Origin of the sequence: Streptomyces sp. NPDC101490 (assembly GCF_044767145.1) — a bacterium.
Taxonomy (GTDB): domain Bacteria; phylum Actinomycetota; class Actinomycetes; order Streptomycetales; family Streptomycetaceae; genus Streptomyces.
In genome coordinates, this window is sequence record NZ_JBIWNI010000002.1 from 448,724 (window position 1) to 464,086 (window position 15,363).

Genomic DNA, 15,363 nt, shown 5'->3' on the forward strand with positions numbered 1-15,363 from the left:
CGGCCGTTCCGGGGGAACGGCCGGGCCCTCGTCCGTACGCGCCCCGCTCAGCCCTCCGCGATCACCACCGCCGAGGCCACGCCCGCGTCATGGCTGAGGGAGACGTGCCAGTGCTTCACGCCCAGTTCGGCGGCGCGGGCCGCCACCGTGCCCTTGACCCGCAGCCGGGGCTGGCCCGTGCCCTCGACGTACACCTCGGCGTCGGTCCAGTGCAGCCCCCCGGGCGCGCCGAGCGCCTTCGCCAGGGCCTCCTTCGCGGCGAACCGCACCGCGAGCGAGGCCGGTCCACGCCGTTCGCCGCTGGGCAGCAGCAGCTCCCGTTCGACGAAGAGGCGCTGGAGCAGCCCCGGCGTCCGTTCGATCGACGCGGCGAAGCGGTCGATCTCCGCCACGTCGATCCCCACCCCAATGATCATTTCCCACTCACTCCACGGTCACCGATTTGGCCAGGTTGCGCGGCTGGTCGACCTCGTTGCCCCGCGCGGTGGCGAGCTCGCAGGCGAAGACCTGGAGCGGCACGGTGGAGACCAGCGGCTGGAGCAGCGTAGGCGTGACGGGGACCCGGATGAGGTGGTCGGCGTACGGGACGACGGTCTCGTCGCCCTCCTCGGCGATGACGATCGTACGGGCGCCCCGGGCCCGGATCTCCTGGATGTTGGAGACGATCTTGTCGTGGAGGACCGAGCGGCCCTTGGGCGAGGGGACCACGACGACGACCGGCAGGTCCTCCTCGATGAGGGCGATCGGCCCGTGCTTGAGCTCCCCGGCGGCGAAGCCCTCCGCGTGCATGTAGGCGAGTTCCTTGAGCTTCAGGGCGCCTTCGAGGGCGACCGGGTAGCCGACGTGACGGCCGAGGAAGAGCACGGTGTCCTTGTCGGCGAGGGAACGGGCGAGGGCCCGGACCGGCTCCATGGTCTCCAGGACGCGCTCGACGTCGTCGCCGATGCGGGCCAGGTCGCGGACGACGGAGTCGATCTCGTCGCCCCACTGGGTGCCCCGGACCTGCCCGAGGTAGAGGGCGAGGAGGTAGCAGGCGACGAGCTGGGTGAGGAAGGCCTTGGTGGAGGCGACGGCGACCTCGGGTCCGGCGTGGGTGTAGAGGACGGCGTCGGACTCCCGGGGGATCGTCGAGCCGTTGGTGTTGCAGACGGCGAGGACCTTCGCGCCCTGCTCGCGGGCGTGCCGGAGGGCCATGAGGGTGTCCATGGTCTCGCCGGACTGGGAGATCGCGACGACCAGGGTGCGCTGGCCGAGGATGGGGTCGCGGTAGCGGAACTCGCTGGCCAGCTCGACCTCGCAGGGAATGCGGGTCCAGTGCTCGATGGCGTACTTGGCGATGAGTCCGGCGTGGAAGGCGGTGCCGCAGGCGATGATGACGATCTTGTCGGCCTCGCGCAGGACGCTGTCGGGGATGCGCACCTCGTCCAGGACGAGGCGCCCGTCGGAGCCGATCCGGCCGAGGAGGGTGTCGGCGACGGCCTTCGGCTGCTCGGCGATCTCCTTGAGCATGAAGTGGTCGTAGCCGCCCTTCTCGGCGGCGGAGGCGTCCCAGTCGACGTGGAAGGCGCGGACCTCGGCGGGCGCCCCGTCGAAGTCGGTGACGGTGACGCCGTCCCGGGTCAGCTCGACGACCTGGTCCTGGCCGAGTTCGACGGCCGAGCGGGTGTGGGCGATGAACGCGGACACGTCGGAGGCGAGGAAGTTCTCGCCCTCTCCGACGCCGACGACGAGCGGCGAGTTCCGGCGGGCGCCGACGACCACGTCGGGCTGGTCGGCGTGCACGGCGACCAGGGTGAAGGCGCCTTCGAGGCGGCGGCACACCAGCCGCATGGCCTCGGCCAGGTCGCCCGCCGAGGAGAACTCCTCGGCGAGGAGGTGGGCCACGACCTCGGTGTCCGTCTCGGACGTCAGGTCGTGGCCCCGCCCGGTGAGTTCCTCGCGCAGGACGGCGAAGTTCTCGATGATGCCGTTGTGGACGACGGCGACGCGCCCCGCGTTGTCCAGATGGGGGTGCGCGTTGGCGTCGGTGGGGCCGCCGTGGGTGGCCCAGCGGGTGTGCCCGACACCCACGGAGCCGCCCGCCAGCGGCCGTTCGACGAGTTCCTTCTCCAGGTTGACGAGCTTGCCCGCCTTCTTGGCCGCGGCGAGCCCACCGTCGGAGAGCACCGCGACACCGGCCGAGTCGTAGCCCCGGTATTCGAGCCTCTTGAGGCCCGCGACCACCACATCAAGCGCCGACTGCCCGCCGACGTATCCCACGATTCCGCACATGTCGGAAGAGTAAGGCGCGAGATGCCCGGATGGCCGGACTCAGCCCAGCTTGGCCGCCTGCGCGTCGACCACGGCCTTCGGGGCCTCCTTGACGCCGCCGGGGGCGAGGCTGATCGAGGAGAAGGACGCCAGGGTGTTGCCCTTGCGGAAGACGACGAGCTTGCTGACGAACGGCGCGCCCTCCATGTCGGTGGTGACGGTGAGGGCGACCGACTCGTCCCCGGCGGTGACGCTGTCCGGGGCGACCTTGGAGATCTTCGTCTTCTCCTTGCCGTGGACGACCGAGAAGCCGCCCGCACAGGCGGTCGCGGCGGTCTTCACCGAGGCGAAGGCGTCCTGGGCACCCTGACCCTCGTACGAGCCGAGGGTGACGGCGGTGACCTGGACGCCGAGACCGCCGAGGATCGCCTCCTCCGGAGAGGCCGACGCGTCCTTCTTGGGCTCGGCGAGCACCTTGCGCTGCACCGACGCGGCGGGCGCGCCGGGCGAGACGAAGGACATCGCGTGGGCGATCGGCGTGCAGTCGGCCTTGTCCGCGCTGACCTGGGAGGCCGGTACGACGTCCGCGGCGCCGGCCTTCTGCACCTTGTGGCCCTTGAGGTCGGCCTGCGTCACGATCAGCTTGTCCAGCTCGGCGGCGGAGAGGGCCTTGGCCGCCGGGGCGCTCGTCGCGGTGGCGCCCGGGGTCTCCTTGACGGTGGTCCCGCCCTTGCCCGCGTCGGCCTTCTCCCCGCCGCACGCGCTGACGAGCAGCGCGAGGGAGACGGCGGTGGCGGCGACGGCGGCGTTCCTCATGGGCGTACGCATGTGGTGGCTCTTCTCTTCGTGGTCTCATCACGCCGCCGACCGGCGGCTCCCCCCGCATGAAGAAGTCGACACCCACGCGGAACCCCCAAAGGATCACCCGGGTGGCGGGGCGGGGGCAAATCGATTTGGCGCGTGACCCGCCTCACTCCGGCGTGACCCACCCCACCCTCGCGCGACCTCCCGCACCCCCGCTCAGCCGGGACAATGGCGGGGTGATCACTTCGCCGCCACGAAGCTCCCACGGGGCGAGCCCCTACGTCGACCTCACCCGGGCCGAGTGGAGCGCCCTGCGCGACAAGACCCCGCTGCCGCTGACCGCCGAGGAGGTCGAGAGGCTGCGCGGGCTCGGGGACGTCATCGACCTCGACGAGGTGAGGGACGTCTACCTCCCGCTGTCGCGGCTGCTCAATCTGTACGTGCAGGCCACCAGCGGGCTGCGGGGCGCGCTGAACACCTTCCTCGGCGAGAACGCCGAGCAGCACGGCACGCCGTTCGTCATAGGGGTCGCCGGTTCGGTCGCGGTCGGCAAGTCGACGGTCTCCCGGCTCCTCCAGGCCCTCCTCGCCCGCTGGCCGGAGCACCCCCGGGTGGAGCTGGTCACCACGGACGCCTTCCTGTACCCGATGGCGGAGCTGAAGGCGCGCGGCCTGATGTCCCGGAAGGGGTTCCCCGAGTCGTACGACCGGCGGGCGCTGACCCGGTTCGTCGCGGACATCAAGGCGGGCAAGCCGGAGGTCTCCGCCCCCGTCTACTCGCACCTGATCTACGACCGGGTGCCCGGCGAGCGCCTGGTCGTCCGCCGCCCCGACATCCTGATCGTGGAGGGGCTGAACGTCCTCCAGCCCGCCCTGCCCGGCCAGGACGGCCGGACCAGGGTCGGGCTCGCCGACTACTTCGACTTCTCGGTGTACGTGGACGCCCGCCCCGAGGACATCGAACGCTGGTACCTCAACCGCTTCCGGAAGCTGCGCGACACCGCGTTCCAGAACCCGTCCTCGTACTTCCAGCGGTACACGCGGGTCTCCGAGGAGGAGGCGCTCGACTACGCCCGCACCATGTGGCGGACCATCAACAAGGTGAACCTGCTGGAGAACGTGGCCCCGACGCGCGGCCGGGCGACGCTCGTGGTCCGCAAGGGCCCCGACCACAAGGTGCAGCGGCTGAGCCTGCGCAAGCTCTGACGCCCCGCGCTCCACGAGCCAGGGCCCGTCGGGTTCCCGGCCCTGTGAGCTCCGGCGCCCGTCGGGTTCCCCGGCCACGTGCGCCTCGGCGCCCGTCGCGCGCCCCGGGCTCCGTAAGCTCGGGACATGCTGCATCTGCGGATGATCGTCCCGCCCGACCGGACCGCGTCGGCGGTCGACCTGATCGAGTCCACGGTCGGCACCACCCACCTGGTGGTGCTGCCCGGGGCCGCCAGGGACCCCGTCGGCGACCTGGTCCTGTGCGACGCGGCCCGCGAGTCGGCCGACGAACTGCTGCACGGGCTGCGCGGGATGAGGATCGATCAGGACGGGTCGATCGCGGTGGAGAACATCGACCTGTCGATGTCCACCCGCGCGGACACCGCCGAGAAGGAGGCTCCGGGCGAGGGCGCCGACGCCGTGATCTGGGAGCAGCTCGCGGAGGCGACCCACGAGGAGTCGACGCTCTCCTTCACGTATCTCTCGTTCATGGCCCTGGCGACGATGATCGCGGCCTGCGGTGTCGTCCTGGACAACGCGATCCTGATCGTGGGCGCCATGGCGGTCGGCCCGGAGTTCGGCCCGCTCGCCGGGGTGTGCACGGCGATCGTGCAGCGGGCGCCGAGGCTGGCGGTCCGCTCGCTGACCGCGCTGCTCGTCGGCTTCGCCTCGGCGATCCTGGTGACGACCGCGTTCAGCCTCCTGATGGACCAACTGGACCTGTTCGGGAAGGAGATGCTGGACGGGCCGCGTCCGCAGACCGGCTTCATCTGGCAGCCGGACGCGTTCTCGTTCGTGGTGGCGCTCCTCGCGGGCGCGGCGGGCACCCTCTCGCTGACCTCGTCGAAGTCGGGCGCGCTGGTGGGCGTGGCGATCTCGGTGACCACGATCCCGGCGGCGGCGAACGCGGCCGTCGCCCTCGGCTACGGCGAGTTCGCCCAGATGGCCGGGTCGATCGGGCAGCTGCTGCTCAATCTGCTGGGCATCCTGCTCGCGGGCACGGCGACCCTGCTGGTCCAGAAGACGCTGTGGCGGAACCTGCGCGGCCGGTTCTCCCGGCGCCCGCGCAGGGGCTGAGACCCGCGCACCCGGGAGGCCCACCTGCCCCGGAGAGCCCCCGATCCGAGGCCCGCACGCCCCGGAGACCCGCGCTCCCGGGGCCCGCACGCGAGGAGGCCCCGCCGCACCGGACTTCCGGTGCGACGGGGCCTCCCGCCGTACGACGGCGCCGCTGAGAAGCGTGCGCCGAAAGAGACGATCTAGCCCAGCAGAGACGCTCTAGCCCAGCGCGGACTTCACGGCGTCCGCGAGGCGCTCCGCGACCGCGCGGGCCTGCTCGATGTCGGCGGCCTCGACCATGACGCGGACCAGCGGCTCGGTGCCGGAGGGGCGCAGCAGGACCCGGCCGGTGGAGCCCAGCTCCTGCTCGGCGGCGGTGACGGCGGCGGCCAGGTCGCCGGAGGTCTTCACCCGGGACTTGTCGACGTCGGGGACGTTGATGAGGATCTGCGGCAGCCGCTCCATCACGCCCGCGAGCTCGGCGAGGGACTTCCTGGTGGCGGCGACGCGCGCGGCCAGCATCAGACCGGTGAGGGTGCCGTCGCCGGTGGTGGCGTGGTCGAGGACGATGACGTGCCCGGACTGCTCGCCGCCGAGCGCGTAGCCGTGCTCCTTCATGGACTCCAGGACGTACCGGTCGCCGACCGCCGTCTGGACCAGGTTCAGCCCCTCGGCCTCCATGGCCAGCTTGAAGCCCAGGTTGGACATGACGGTCGCGACGACGGTGTCGCCCCGGAGCGTCCCGGCCTCGCGCATGGCGAGGGCGAGCACGGCGAGGATCTGGTCGCCGTCGATCTCGTCGCCCCCGGCGTCCACGGCCAGGCAGCGGTCGGCGTCGCCGTCGTGGGCGATGCCCAGGTCGGCGCCGTGCTCGACGACGGCGGCGCGGAGCAGTTCCAGGTGGGTGGAGCCGCAGCCGTCGTTGATGTTGAGGCCGTCGGGGCGGGCACCGATGGTGACGACCTCGGCACCGGCCCGGGAGAAGGCCTCGGGCGAGACGCGGGCGGCGGCGCCGTGGGCCTCGTCGAGCACGACCTTGAGGCCGTCGAGACGGTTGGGGAGGACGGCGAGGAGATGGGCGACGTAGGTGTCGAAGCCCTCGTCGTAGTCGCGGACACGGCCGACACCGGCACCGGTCGGGCGCTCCCACGGGGCACCGGTGCGGTGCTCCTCGTAGACGGCCTCGATCCCGTCCTCCAGCTCGTCGGCGAGCTTGTGGCCGCCGCGCGCGAAGAACTTGATGCCGTTGTCGGGCATGGCGTTGTGGCTGGCGGAGAGCATCACGCCGAGGTCGGCGCCGAGGACGCCGGTGAGGTGGGCGACGGCGGGGGTGGGCAGCACGCCGACGCGGAGGACGTCGACGCCCGCGCTGGCGAGTCCGGCCACCACGGCGGCTTCGAGGAACTCTCCGGACGCGCGGGGGTCACGCCCGACCACCGCGGTCGGCCGATGGCCCGCGAAGGTGCCCGCCTCGGCGAGCACGTGCGCCGCCGCGACGGACAGGCCGAGCGCGAGCTCGGCCGTCAGGTCCGCGTTGGCCAGACCGCGCACGCCGTCCGTGCCGAAGAGTCGTCCCACAGCTGTCCTCCGAAAGTACGTGCCCGAGCTGGATGCGAGAGATGGTGAAAAAAACGTACGCCCCGACGGCACGGACAGTGCCGCCGGGGCGTACGAGATGCAGACCGAGCAGGCGATTAGCGCTTGCTGTACTGCGGGGCCTTACGGGCCTTCTTGAGACCGGCCTTCTTGCGCTCGACCGCACGGTCGTCGCGGGAGAGGAAGCCGGCCTTCTTCAGCGCCGGGCGGTTGTTCTCGACGTCCGCCTCGTTCAGCGCACGGGCCACGCCGAGACGCAGGGCGCCGGCCTGACCGGAGACACCGCCACCCGCGATGCGGGCGATGACGTCGTAGCGGTTGTCGAGCTCGAGCACCTTGAAGGGCTCGTTGACTTCCTGCTGGTGCACCTTGTTGGGGAAGTAGTCCTCAAGGGTGCGACCGTTGATCTTCCACTTGCCGGTGCCCGGAACGATCCGGACGCGGGCGATGGCGTTCTTGCGACGGCCCAGGCCGGCGGCCGGCTGCGGGTCGCCGAAGCGGGACGCGAGCGACTCGGAGGTGTACTCACCCTCGACGAGCTCGGTCTCGGTGGTGTACTCCTCAACGCCCTCGAACTCGTCGACGGGGGTCTCGGGGGTGGTCTCGGCCACGATGCTCCTCAGATTTCTTTCGTTCTTAGGGGGTGGCCGGAACTACTGCGCGACCTGGGTGATCTCGAACGGGACCGGCTGCTGCGCAGCGTGCGGGTGGTTCTCACCCGCGTAGACCTTCAGCTTCGAGATCATCTGACGGCCCAGGGTGTTCTTGGGGATCATGCCCTTGATGGCCTTCTCGACGGCCTTCTCGGGGTTCTTGGACAGCAGCTCGTCGTAACGGACGGAGCGCAGACCACCCGGGAAGCCGGAGTGGCGGTACGCCAGCTTCTGGGTCTTCTTGTTGCCCGAGAGGTGGACCTTGTCAGCATTGATGATGATGACGAAGTCGCCCATGTCCATGTGGGGGGCGTAGATCGGCTTGTGCTTGCCTCGGAGGAGGTTCGCAGCCGTGGTCGCCAGACGGCCCAGGACGATGTCCTGCGCGTCGATGATGTGCCACTGGCGAGTGACATCGCCGGGCTTGGGGCTGTACGTACGCACTTCGTAGCCTTCGCTTCTTCAGTGGATGGAGTCCAGACACACCTGAAGCGATCATGCAGCTTGGGCCTGCACTGCCGGGACACCGCCCGTATGCGAGCCACTGGTAACTGCTCCAGGGAACCTGCGTAAGGGCGTTTCGTACGAGAACGACGAAGCCAATACGCATAACAAACCGCAACACTACCCGCGCCACCCCGGAAGGGTCAAAACGCGCCGGGCCCCGGGGCGGGTTTCGGGAATCCCGGCCGCCCGGCGACGCCCGGCCAGGCGGGTTTCAGGAGTCCCGCCTGCCCGGCGCCGCCCGGCCCGCCCTCCGGGCAGACGGCGCTCCGCGCTCCTTCCGGCCTTCCGAAACGCGCCCTAGCGTGCCCGCTCCACCCGCCGCTCGTCCCACACCGGCTCCGTGGTCTCCCGCACCACACCGTCCGAGCCGAAGACCAGGTACCGGTCGAACGACTTGGCGAACCAGCGGTCGTGGGTGACCGCGAGGACCGTGCCCTCGTACGCCTCCAGACCGTCCTGGAGTGCTTCCGCCGACTCCAGGTCCAGGTTGTCCGTCGGCTCGTCGAGCAGCAGCGCCGTCGTCCCCGCCAGCTCCAGGAGCAGGATCTGGAACCGGGCCTGCTGCCCGCCCGACAGCTTGTCGAACGACTGGTCGCCCTGCCGCTCCAGCTCGTACCGGCGCAGCATGGACATCGCCCCGCCCCGGTCCTTGGCGTGCTCCGTCCACAGGATGTCCACCAGCGGGCGCCCGGTCAGCTCCGGATGCGCGTGGGTCTGGGCGAAGTGCCCGGGGACGACCCGCGCCCCCAGCTTCCAGTCGCCCGTGTGCGCGACCGAAGGGTCCCCGGCCAGCAGCCGCAGGAAGTGCGACTTGCCCGAGCCGTTCGAGCCAAGGACGGCGACCCGCTCCCCGTAGAAGACCTCCAGGGAGAAGGGCTTCATCAGCCCCGTCAGCTCAAGGTTCTCGCAGGTCACCGCACGTACGCCGGTACGGCCGCCGCGCAGCCGCATCCGGATGTCCTGCTCCCGCGGCGGCTCGGGCGGCGGCCCTGCCTCCTCGAACTTCCGCAGCCGCGTCTGCGCCGCCGCGTACCGCGAGGCCAGCTCATGGCTGATCGCCGCCGCCTGCCGGAGGGTGACGACAAGCTTCTTCAGCTGGGCGTGCTTCTCCTCCCAGCGCCGCTTCAGCTCCTCGAAGCGCGCGAACCGCTCCCGCCGCGCCTCGTGGAAGGTGTCGAAGCCACCGCCGTGCACCCACACGTCCGAGCCCGCGGGCCCCGGCTCCACCGCGATGATCTTCTGCGCGCCCCGGGAGAGCAGCTCCCGGTCGTGCGAGATGAACAGGACGGTCTTACGGGTCTCCCGCAGCCGCTCCTCCAGCCACCGCTTGCCGGGCACGTCCAGATAGTTGTCCGGCTCGTCCAGGAGCAGCACCTCGTCGGAGCCGCGCAGCAGCGACTCCAGGACCAGCCGCTTCTGCTCACCGCCGGACAAGGTCCTGACCTGCCGGAACTGCGCCTTCTCGTACGGCATCCCCAGCGCGGCCATGGTGCAGATGTCCCAGAGGGTCTCGGCCTCGTACCCCTGCACCTCGGCCCAGTCCGAAAGGGCCTGCGCGTACTTCATCTGCGCGGCCTCGTCGTCGACCGTCATGATCAGGTGCTCGGCCTCGTCCACGGCCGCCGCGGCCTCCCGGATGCGCGGGTGCGCCACCGAGACCAGCAGGTCACGGACGGTGGACTCGTCCCGTACGGAGCCCACGAACTGCGGCATCACACCGAGCCCGCCGCTGACCTTGACGGAACCGCCGTGCGGCTGGAGATCCCCGGCGATCAGCCTCAGCAGGGTGGTCTTCCCGGCGCCGTTGGCCCCGACCAGGGCGACGACGGCCCCCTCGCCCACCCGGAAGGAGGCGTCCCCGAGCAGGACCCTCCCGTCGGGAAGGTAGTACTCCAGATGCGCGGCCTCGACATGTCCCATGAGGTGCATTGTCGCCGCCCGCCCCGCCCCGGCCCAACCGGTTTAGGATGCGCGGCATGAGCTTTGGGGGACCGCAGTGGCCACAGGAGCCGCCGCAGGGGCAGGGTCAGGGGTACGGGCAGCAGCCGCAGGGACAGCCGGGGTACGGGCAGCAGCCGGGGTACGGCGGGCAGCCCGGCCCCGGACAGCCCCCGCCGGGGCCGTACGGGCAGCAGGGCCACGGACAGGCCCCCGAGCCCTTCCCCGGCGCCCTGGGCGGCGGGCCCGGGACCCCCGACTGGGGCGCCCTCGCCGACGCCTCCGCCTCCCGTGACCGGCGCAGGCGCTGGCTGGTGATCGGCGGCGGCGCGGTCGCCGCGCTGGCCGTCGGCGCGATCGTGGCGACCGCCGTGGTCGCCACCGGCAAGAAGAACGACGGGGCCGGGAACGCCGGGGGCCCGACCGGCACGGCCGCCCCCACCGGCTCCCCCACTCCCGAGCCGACCTTCTCCTCGGTGGCGCCGCCGCCCCCGCCGAACCCGAAGGACTACATCTCCGACCCGAAGAAGGACACGGCCCCGCTGACCGCCGAGGGCCTCTTCCCGGGCAAGAAGCTGACCATGGACAAGCGCCCGTACAAGAAGGGCGCGACCGCCGCCACGACCGACTGCGCGGCCGTCACCCAGGGCACCCTCGGCGCCCTCCTCGAAGCCAACGGCTGCCGGCGGGTGCTGCGGGCCACCTACGTCAAGGACGGGGTGGCGATCACCGTCGGCGTGGCCGTCATGCCCTCCGAGGCCGCGGCCCTCAAGGTGAAGAACCAGGCCAAGGGCGGCATCGCCCCCCTGGCGGGCGCGGGCGTCGGCGACTTCTGCCACGGCACGGTCTGCCTCCGCCGGGCGAACGCGATCGGCCGCTACGCCTACTTCACCCAGGCCGGATTCACCGACGGCAAGAAGGTCACGACCGCCCACAAACCGGTCTTCCTGGCCAGCGACGACCTCGGCACCTTCGCCTTCAACCAGATCTACGCCCACGGCCGCGCCCAGGCCCGCGCGGCGGCCCGCACCCCGGCCCCTTAGGGCGCTCAGGCCGGGGCCGTCCCCGTGTTCAGCAGCAGCCCGCGCCGGGCAGGGTGCGCTTGTTGCGGGCCTCCCGGTTGCGGGCGGCCAGCAGGTCGTCCGCCGGGTAACCGACCTCTTCGAGGGTGAGCCCGTGGGGGCGTACGACGTGCACGGCCGAGTCCCGGACACCGGCCGCGAGGACCTTGCCGGGCCAGTCGGCCGGCCGGTGCCCGTCGCCGACGAACAGCAGGGCGCCGACCAGCGAGCGGACCATGTTGTGGCAGAAGGCGTCGGCCTTCACGGTGGCTTCCAGGATCCCGTCGGCCCGCCGCTCCCAGCGCAGCTCCTGCAGGGTGCGGATGGTGGTGGCGCCCTCTCGGCGCTTGCAGTAGGCGGCGAAGTCGTGCTCGCCGACGAGCGCGGCGGCGGCCTCGTTCATGGCGTCCATGTCGAGGGCCCAGTCGTGCCACAGGACGTGTCCGCGGAGCAGCGGGTCCACCCCGCCCGGGTCGTCGGTGACGCGGTAGGCGTAGCGGCGCCAGATCGCGGAGAACCGCGCGTTGAACCCACTGGGGGCCTCGGTGAGGGACCAGATCCTGACGTCGTGGGAGAGCCGCCCGGCGAGCCGCCTGAGCAGCTTGTCCCGGTGCTCGGCCCACACCTCGACGGGAAGGTCGACATGGGCGACCTGCCCGCGCGCGTGCACCCCGGAGTCGGTCCGGCCGGCCACGGTCAGCTCGTACGTCTCCTTGGCGCGGGTCACGGTCCGCAGGGCGTCCTCGATGTCGCCCTGCACCGTCCGCCGCCCCTGCGCCTGCTTGGCCCAGCCGGAGAAGTCCCTGCCGTCGTACGACAGGTCAAGCCGCACCCGTACGAACCCGTCCTGCACCTCATCGCTCACGCGAAGATCCTCTCAGAGACACGGGTGCGGGCCCGCACCCCAGGGGGTACGGGCCCGCACACGAGAACAGTCGGAACGCTTACGCGTCCTTCGACTCCTCAGCGGCCTCGGTCGTGGCGGCCTCGTCGGCCTCCTTGACGGCGCGCTTGGTGGCGGCCTCGGCCTCGTCGACGGTCGCCTTCTTGGCGATCTCGCCCTCGACCAGCTCGATCACGGCCATCGGGGCGTTGTCGCCACGACGGTTGCCGACCTTGGTGATACGGGTGTAGCCACCCGGGCGCTCGGAGTAGCGCGGCGCGATCTCGGTGAAGAGCGTGTGGACGATGCCCTTGTCGGTGATCGTCTGCAGCACCAGGCGACGGTTGTGGATGTCGCCCTTCTTCGCCTTGGTGATCAGTCGCTCGGCGACCGGACGCAGGCGGCGGGCCTTGGCCTCGGTCGTGGTGATGCGACCGTGCTCGAAGAGCGACTTCGCCAGGTTGGCGAGCAGCAGCTTCTCGTGAGCGGCGGAACCGCCGAGGCGGGCACCCTTCGCGGGACGCGGCATGATGATTCTCCTAGGTGTCTGCCCCGGCCGTATGAGGTACCGGGGTCAGTATCCGAGCAGGCGGTCGCCTGTCGGAGATCCGGACGCGCCCCGGAGGGGCGGGCCCGGAGGGGGCACGGGGAGCTGCGCGGTCGAGCACAGCGCACCCGCACCCGGGTACGGACCGTGAGGTCCGAGCTCTCAGTACTGCTCGGTCTCGACGAAGCCCGCGTCCGCGTCGTCGTCGGCGCCGAAGGCGTCGGCGGCGGCGGTCGGGTCGAATCCGGGCGGGCTGTCCTTGAGGGCCAGGCCCATGCCGGCCAGCTTCGCCTTGACCTCGTCGATCGACTTCGCACCGAAGTTGCGGATGTCGAGCAGGTCGGCCTCGGAACGCGCCACGAGCTCACCCACGGAGTGGATGCCCTCGCGCTTGAGGCAGTTGTACGAACGAACGGTGAGCTCGAGCTCCTCGATCGGCAGCGCGAGATCGGCGGCCAGGGCGGCGTCCGTCGGGGACGGGCCCATGTCGATGCCCTCGGCGTCGATGTTGAGCTCGCGCGCCAGACCGAACAGCTCGACCAGGGTCTTGCCGGCGGACGCCATGGCGTCGCGCGGGCGCATGGCCTGCTTGGTCTCGACGTCGACGATCAGCTTGTCGAAGTCGGTGCGCTGCTCGACACGGGTCGCCTCGACCTTGTACGTGACCTTGAGCACCGGCGAGTAGATCGAGTCGACCGGGATGCGGCCGATCTCCTGGCCCGCCTGCTTGTTCTGCACGGCGGAGACGTAGCCGCGACCGCGCTCGACGGTCAGCTCCATCTCCAGCTTGCCCTTGCCGTTGAGCGTGGCGAGGACGAGGTCGGGGTTGTGCACCTCGACACCGGCCGGGGGCGCGATGTCGGCGGCGGTGACCAGACCCGGACCCTGCTTGCGCAGGTACATCACGACCGGCTCGTCGTGCTCCGAGGAGACGACCAGCTGCTTGATGTTGAGGATGATGTCGGTCACATCCTCCTTGACGCCCGGCACGGTGGTGAACTCGTGCAGGACACCGTCGACGCGGATGCTGGTGACAGCGGCACCGGGGATCGACGACAGGAGGGTACGGCGGAGGGAGTTGCCGAGGGTGTAGCCGAAGCCCGGCTCCAGCGGCTCGATCACGAACCGGGAGCGGAACTCGTCGACGACCTCTTCGGTCAGCGAGGGACGCTGAGCGATCAGCATGTCTGTGATTCCTTCAGTCGTGGACGCCCACTATTTGACGCCCTACGGAGAACTGCGTACTGCAAGGGTACGGGCGGCACGGCCGGAAGAGCTGTACCGCCCGAAGTCCTGCTCAAACAGCCCGCGTGTCGGACGCGGTGGCGCGGTGCGTCCCCGTTCGCACGGGGAGCCGCGCCGACCGGGTCAGACGCGGCGGCGCTTGGGCGGACGGCAGCCGTTGTGCGGCGTGGGGGTGACGTCCTGGATCGAACCGACCTCGAGGCCGGTGGCCTGGAGGGAGCGGATCGCGGTCTCGCGGCCGGAGCCCGGACCCTTGACGAAGACGTCGACCTTGCGCATGCCGTGCTCCTGCGCGCGGCGGGCGGCCGACTCGGCGGCCATCTGCGCGGCGAACGGGGTCGACTTGCGCGAACCCTTGAAGCCGACGTGGCCGGCGGAGGCCCACGAGATCACGTTGCCCGAGGGGTCCGTGATCGAGACGATGGTGTTGTTGAACGTGCTCTTGATGTGGGCGTGCCCGTGAGCGACGTTCTTCTTTTCCTTGCGGCGCACCTTCTTGGCAGCGCCCTGACGACCCTTGGGGGGCATCTCTTACTCCTACGGGAGGTGGTCGGTCCTACAGCGAAGACCGCTTGGTCGAGCGTCCGCTGAGGACTACTTCTTGCCCGGCTTCTTCTTGCCGGCGATGGCGCGACGCGGGCCCTTGCGGGTACGAGCGTTCGTGCTGGTGCGCTGACCGCGGACGGGCAGGCCACGACGGTGGCGCAGACCCTGGTAGCAGCCGATCTCGACCTTGCGGCGGATGTCGGCGGCGATCTCGCGGCGGAGGTCACCCTCGGTCTGGAGGTTGGCGTCCACGTACTCGCGGATCTTGACGAGGTCTTCCTCGGCAAGGTCGCGGACACGGGTGGACGGGTTCACGCCGGTAGCGACGAGAATCTCCTCGGACCGGGTGCGCCCGATACCGAAGACGTAGGTGAGTGCGACCACCACACGCTTTTCGCGCGGGATGTCAACACCGGAAACGCGTGCCATTCAATGGCTCCTGTGTTCTCGGGGGTCTGTCGCAGAACCACTCCCGACCGCCGACGCCCCGAGATTTCAGGGCGTGGTACGTCCGGGTCCCCGGCCCCCACCGGAGGTGTCGTCAACCGTGGGACACGGCCCGACGGGCTCTGCGTATGTACGTACTGCTATGCGTCGCGCGAAGAACTGCGAAATGCAGGTCGGTCGGCGTGCGTCAGCCCTGGCGCTGCTTGTGGCGCAGGTTGTCGCAGATGACCATGACCCGGCCGTGACGGCGGATCACCTTGCACTTGTCGCAGATCTTCTTGACGCTCGGCTTGACCTTCATGGGATGTGAGGTTCTCCGGGTCAGTGCCACCACCCGCGCCGAAGCGGGGTGCGGGCAAGATCTACTTGTACCGGTAGACGATCCGGCCACGCGTCAGGTCGTAGGGAGAGAGCTCCACCACGACCCGGTCGTCCGGAAGGATTCGGATGTAGTGCATCCGCATCTTGCCGGAGATGTGCGCGAGGACCTTGTGACCGTTCTGGAGCTCCACCTTGAACATGGCGTTCGGGAGAGACTCGATCACGGTGCCCTCGATTTCGATGGCACCTTGCTTCTTGGCCACGCTTCGCCTTTCGAATCGGCTACCTTGATCGACTCTCG

The 15,363-nt window shown here is 70.6% G+C and carries 17 protein-coding genes; 3 read left to right on the top strand and 14 right to left on the bottom strand.

The features are described from left to right. Positions 1-47: 47 nt before the first annotated feature. Genes ACIRQY_RS05805 through ACIRQY_RS05815 form a run of 3 tightly spaced genes read right to left on the bottom strand, consistent with a single transcriptional unit; the run spans position 48 to position 3,078 of the window. On the bottom strand, positions 48-416 hold the full coding sequence (locus tag ACIRQY_RS05805; protein WP_351793065.1) for a holo-ACP synthase: 369 nt from the start codon (positions 414-416) through the stop codon (positions 48-50). Between the two features lie 7 nt (positions 417-423). After that, positions 424-2,271, bottom strand: a complete 1,848-nt coding sequence (gene glmS, locus ACIRQY_RS05810; RefSeq protein ID WP_403922613.1) for a glutamine--fructose-6-phosphate transaminase (isomerizing) — start codon at positions 2,269-2,271, stop codon at positions 424-426. Between the two features lie 39 nt (positions 2,272-2,310). Next, a complete protein-coding gene (locus tag ACIRQY_RS05815) occupies positions 2,311-3,078 on the bottom strand; it encodes a hypothetical protein (RefSeq protein ID WP_403922614.1) in 768 nt (255 codons plus the stop codon). A gap of 212 nt (positions 3,079-3,290) precedes the next feature. Between ACIRQY_RS05815 and coaA the strand changes: the two genes are divergently transcribed. Next, positions 3,291-4,259, top strand: coding sequence for a type I pantothenate kinase (gene coaA / locus ACIRQY_RS05820; RefSeq protein WP_403922615.1), 969 nt, complete (start codon positions 3,291-3,293; stop codon positions 4,257-4,259). Between the two features lie 126 nt (positions 4,260-4,385). Further along, on the top strand, positions 4,386-5,336 hold the full coding sequence (locus ACIRQY_RS05825) for a DUF389 domain-containing protein (protein WP_403922616.1): 951 nt from the start codon (positions 4,386-4,388) through the stop codon (positions 5,334-5,336). 201 nt (positions 5,337-5,537) lie between these two features. Here ACIRQY_RS05825 and glmM read toward each other — a convergent pair whose 3' ends face one another. The 4 genes from glmM to ACIRQY_RS05845 form a co-directional block, all read right to left on the bottom strand. After that, a complete protein-coding gene (gene glmM / locus ACIRQY_RS05830; protein WP_403922617.1) occupies positions 5,538-6,896 on the bottom strand; it encodes a phosphoglucosamine mutase in 1,359 nt (452 codons plus the stop codon). Between the two features lie 116 nt (positions 6,897-7,012). Then, positions 7,013-7,525 (bottom strand): 30S ribosomal protein S9, encoded by a 513-nt coding sequence (gene rpsI, locus ACIRQY_RS05835; protein ID WP_015035601.1) that lies wholly within the window; start codon positions 7,523-7,525, stop codon positions 7,013-7,015. Positions 7,526-7,567: 42 nt separating this feature from the next. Further along, a complete protein-coding gene (gene rplM / locus ACIRQY_RS05840) occupies positions 7,568-8,011 on the bottom strand; it encodes a 50S ribosomal protein L13 (protein ID WP_327163733.1) in 444 nt (147 codons plus the stop codon). 360 nt (positions 8,012-8,371) lie between these two features. Further along, positions 8,372-9,994 carry an ABC-F family ATP-binding cassette domain-containing protein gene (locus ACIRQY_RS05845; RefSeq protein ID WP_403922618.1) on the bottom strand — a complete coding sequence of 541 codons (1,623 nt, stop codon included), beginning with the start codon at positions 9,992-9,994 and terminating at the stop codon, positions 8,372-8,374. A gap of 56 nt (positions 9,995-10,050) precedes the next feature. Between ACIRQY_RS05845 and ACIRQY_RS05850 the strand changes: the two genes are divergently transcribed. Then, positions 10,051-11,055 (top strand): hypothetical protein, encoded by a 1,005-nt coding sequence (locus tag ACIRQY_RS05850; RefSeq protein WP_403922619.1) that lies wholly within the window; start codon positions 10,051-10,053, stop codon positions 11,053-11,055. Positions 11,056-11,083: 28 nt separating this feature from the next. Here the strand turns inward: ACIRQY_RS05850 and truA are convergent, their stop codons facing one another. From truA to infA, 7 genes are all read right to left on the bottom strand, one after another. Continuing rightward, a complete protein-coding gene (gene truA / locus ACIRQY_RS05855) occupies positions 11,084-11,938 on the bottom strand; it encodes a tRNA pseudouridine(38-40) synthase TruA (RefSeq protein ID WP_351793043.1) in 855 nt (284 codons plus the stop codon). 79 nt (positions 11,939-12,017) lie between these two features. Then, a complete protein-coding gene (gene rplQ, locus ACIRQY_RS05860; protein WP_351793040.1) occupies positions 12,018-12,485 on the bottom strand; it encodes a 50S ribosomal protein L17 in 468 nt (155 codons plus the stop codon). A 180-nt stretch (positions 12,486-12,665) separates the two neighbouring features. Continuing rightward, positions 12,666-13,688: a DNA-directed RNA polymerase subunit alpha gene (locus ACIRQY_RS05865; protein ID WP_351793037.1), complete on the bottom strand. Its 1,023-nt coding sequence runs from the start codon at positions 13,686-13,688 to the stop codon at positions 12,666-12,668. 183 nt (positions 13,689-13,871) lie between these two features. Beyond that, positions 13,872-14,276 carry a 30S ribosomal protein S11 gene (rpsK, locus tag ACIRQY_RS05870; RefSeq protein WP_003956432.1) on the bottom strand — a complete coding sequence of 135 codons (405 nt, stop codon included), beginning with the start codon at positions 14,274-14,276 and terminating at the stop codon, positions 13,872-13,874. Positions 14,277-14,342: 66 nt separating this feature from the next. Beyond that, a complete protein-coding gene (gene rpsM / locus ACIRQY_RS05875; protein ID WP_266895455.1) occupies positions 14,343-14,723 on the bottom strand; it encodes a 30S ribosomal protein S13 in 381 nt (126 codons plus the stop codon). Positions 14,724-14,928: 205 nt separating this feature from the next. Next, positions 14,929-15,042 (bottom strand): 50S ribosomal protein L36, encoded by a 114-nt coding sequence (rpmJ, locus tag ACIRQY_RS05880; RefSeq protein ID WP_003956441.1) that lies wholly within the window; start codon positions 15,040-15,042, stop codon positions 14,929-14,931. 61 nt (positions 15,043-15,103) lie between these two features. After that, the gene (infA, locus tag ACIRQY_RS05885) at positions 15,104-15,325 is read right to left on the bottom strand and encodes a translation initiation factor IF-1 (protein WP_003956442.1); all 222 of its coding nucleotides are present in this window, start codon (positions 15,323-15,325) and stop codon (positions 15,104-15,106) included. Positions 15,326-15,363: the final 38 nt, after the last annotated feature.

Bases quoted from the DNA above. Each gene is read 5' to 3' on its own strand.
- ACIRQY_RS05805 (WP_351793065.1), bottom strand. From the start codon at position 416: ATGATCATTGGGGTGGGGATCGACGTGGCGGAGATCGACCGCTTCGCC.
- glmS (WP_403922613.1), bottom strand. From the start codon at position 2,271: ATGTGCGGAATCGTGGGATACGTCGGCGGGCAGTCGGCGCTTGATGTG.
- ACIRQY_RS05815 (WP_403922614.1), bottom strand. From the start codon at position 3,078: ATGCGTACGCCCATGAGGAACGCCGCCGTCGCCGCCACCGCCGTCTCC.
- ACIRQY_RS05825 (WP_403922616.1), top strand. From the start codon at position 4,386: ATGCTGCATCTGCGGATGATCGTCCCGCCCGACCGGACCGCGTCGGCG.
- ACIRQY_RS05845 (WP_403922618.1), bottom strand. From the start codon at position 9,994: ATGGGACATGTCGAGGCCGCGCATCTGGAGTACTACCTTCCCGACGGG.
- ACIRQY_RS05850 (WP_403922619.1), top strand. From the start codon at position 10,051: ATGAGCTTTGGGGGACCGCAGTGGCCACAGGAGCCGCCGCAGGGGCAG.
- rplQ (WP_351793040.1), bottom strand. From the start codon at position 12,485: ATGCCGCGTCCCGCGAAGGGTGCCCGCCTCGGCGGTTCCGCCGCTCAC.
- ACIRQY_RS05865 (WP_351793037.1), bottom strand. From the start codon at position 13,688: ATGCTGATCGCTCAGCGTCCCTCGCTGACCGAAGAGGTCGTCGACGAG.
- rpsK (WP_003956432.1), bottom strand. From the start codon at position 14,276: ATGCCCCCCAAGGGTCGTCAGGGCGCTGCCAAGAAGGTGCGCCGCAAG.
- rpsM (WP_266895455.1), bottom strand. From the start codon at position 14,723: ATGGCACGCGTTTCCGGTGTTGACATCCCGCGCGAAAAGCGTGTGGTG.
- rpmJ (WP_003956441.1), bottom strand. From the start codon at position 15,042: ATGAAGGTCAAGCCGAGCGTCAAGAAGATCTGCGACAAGTGCAAGGTG.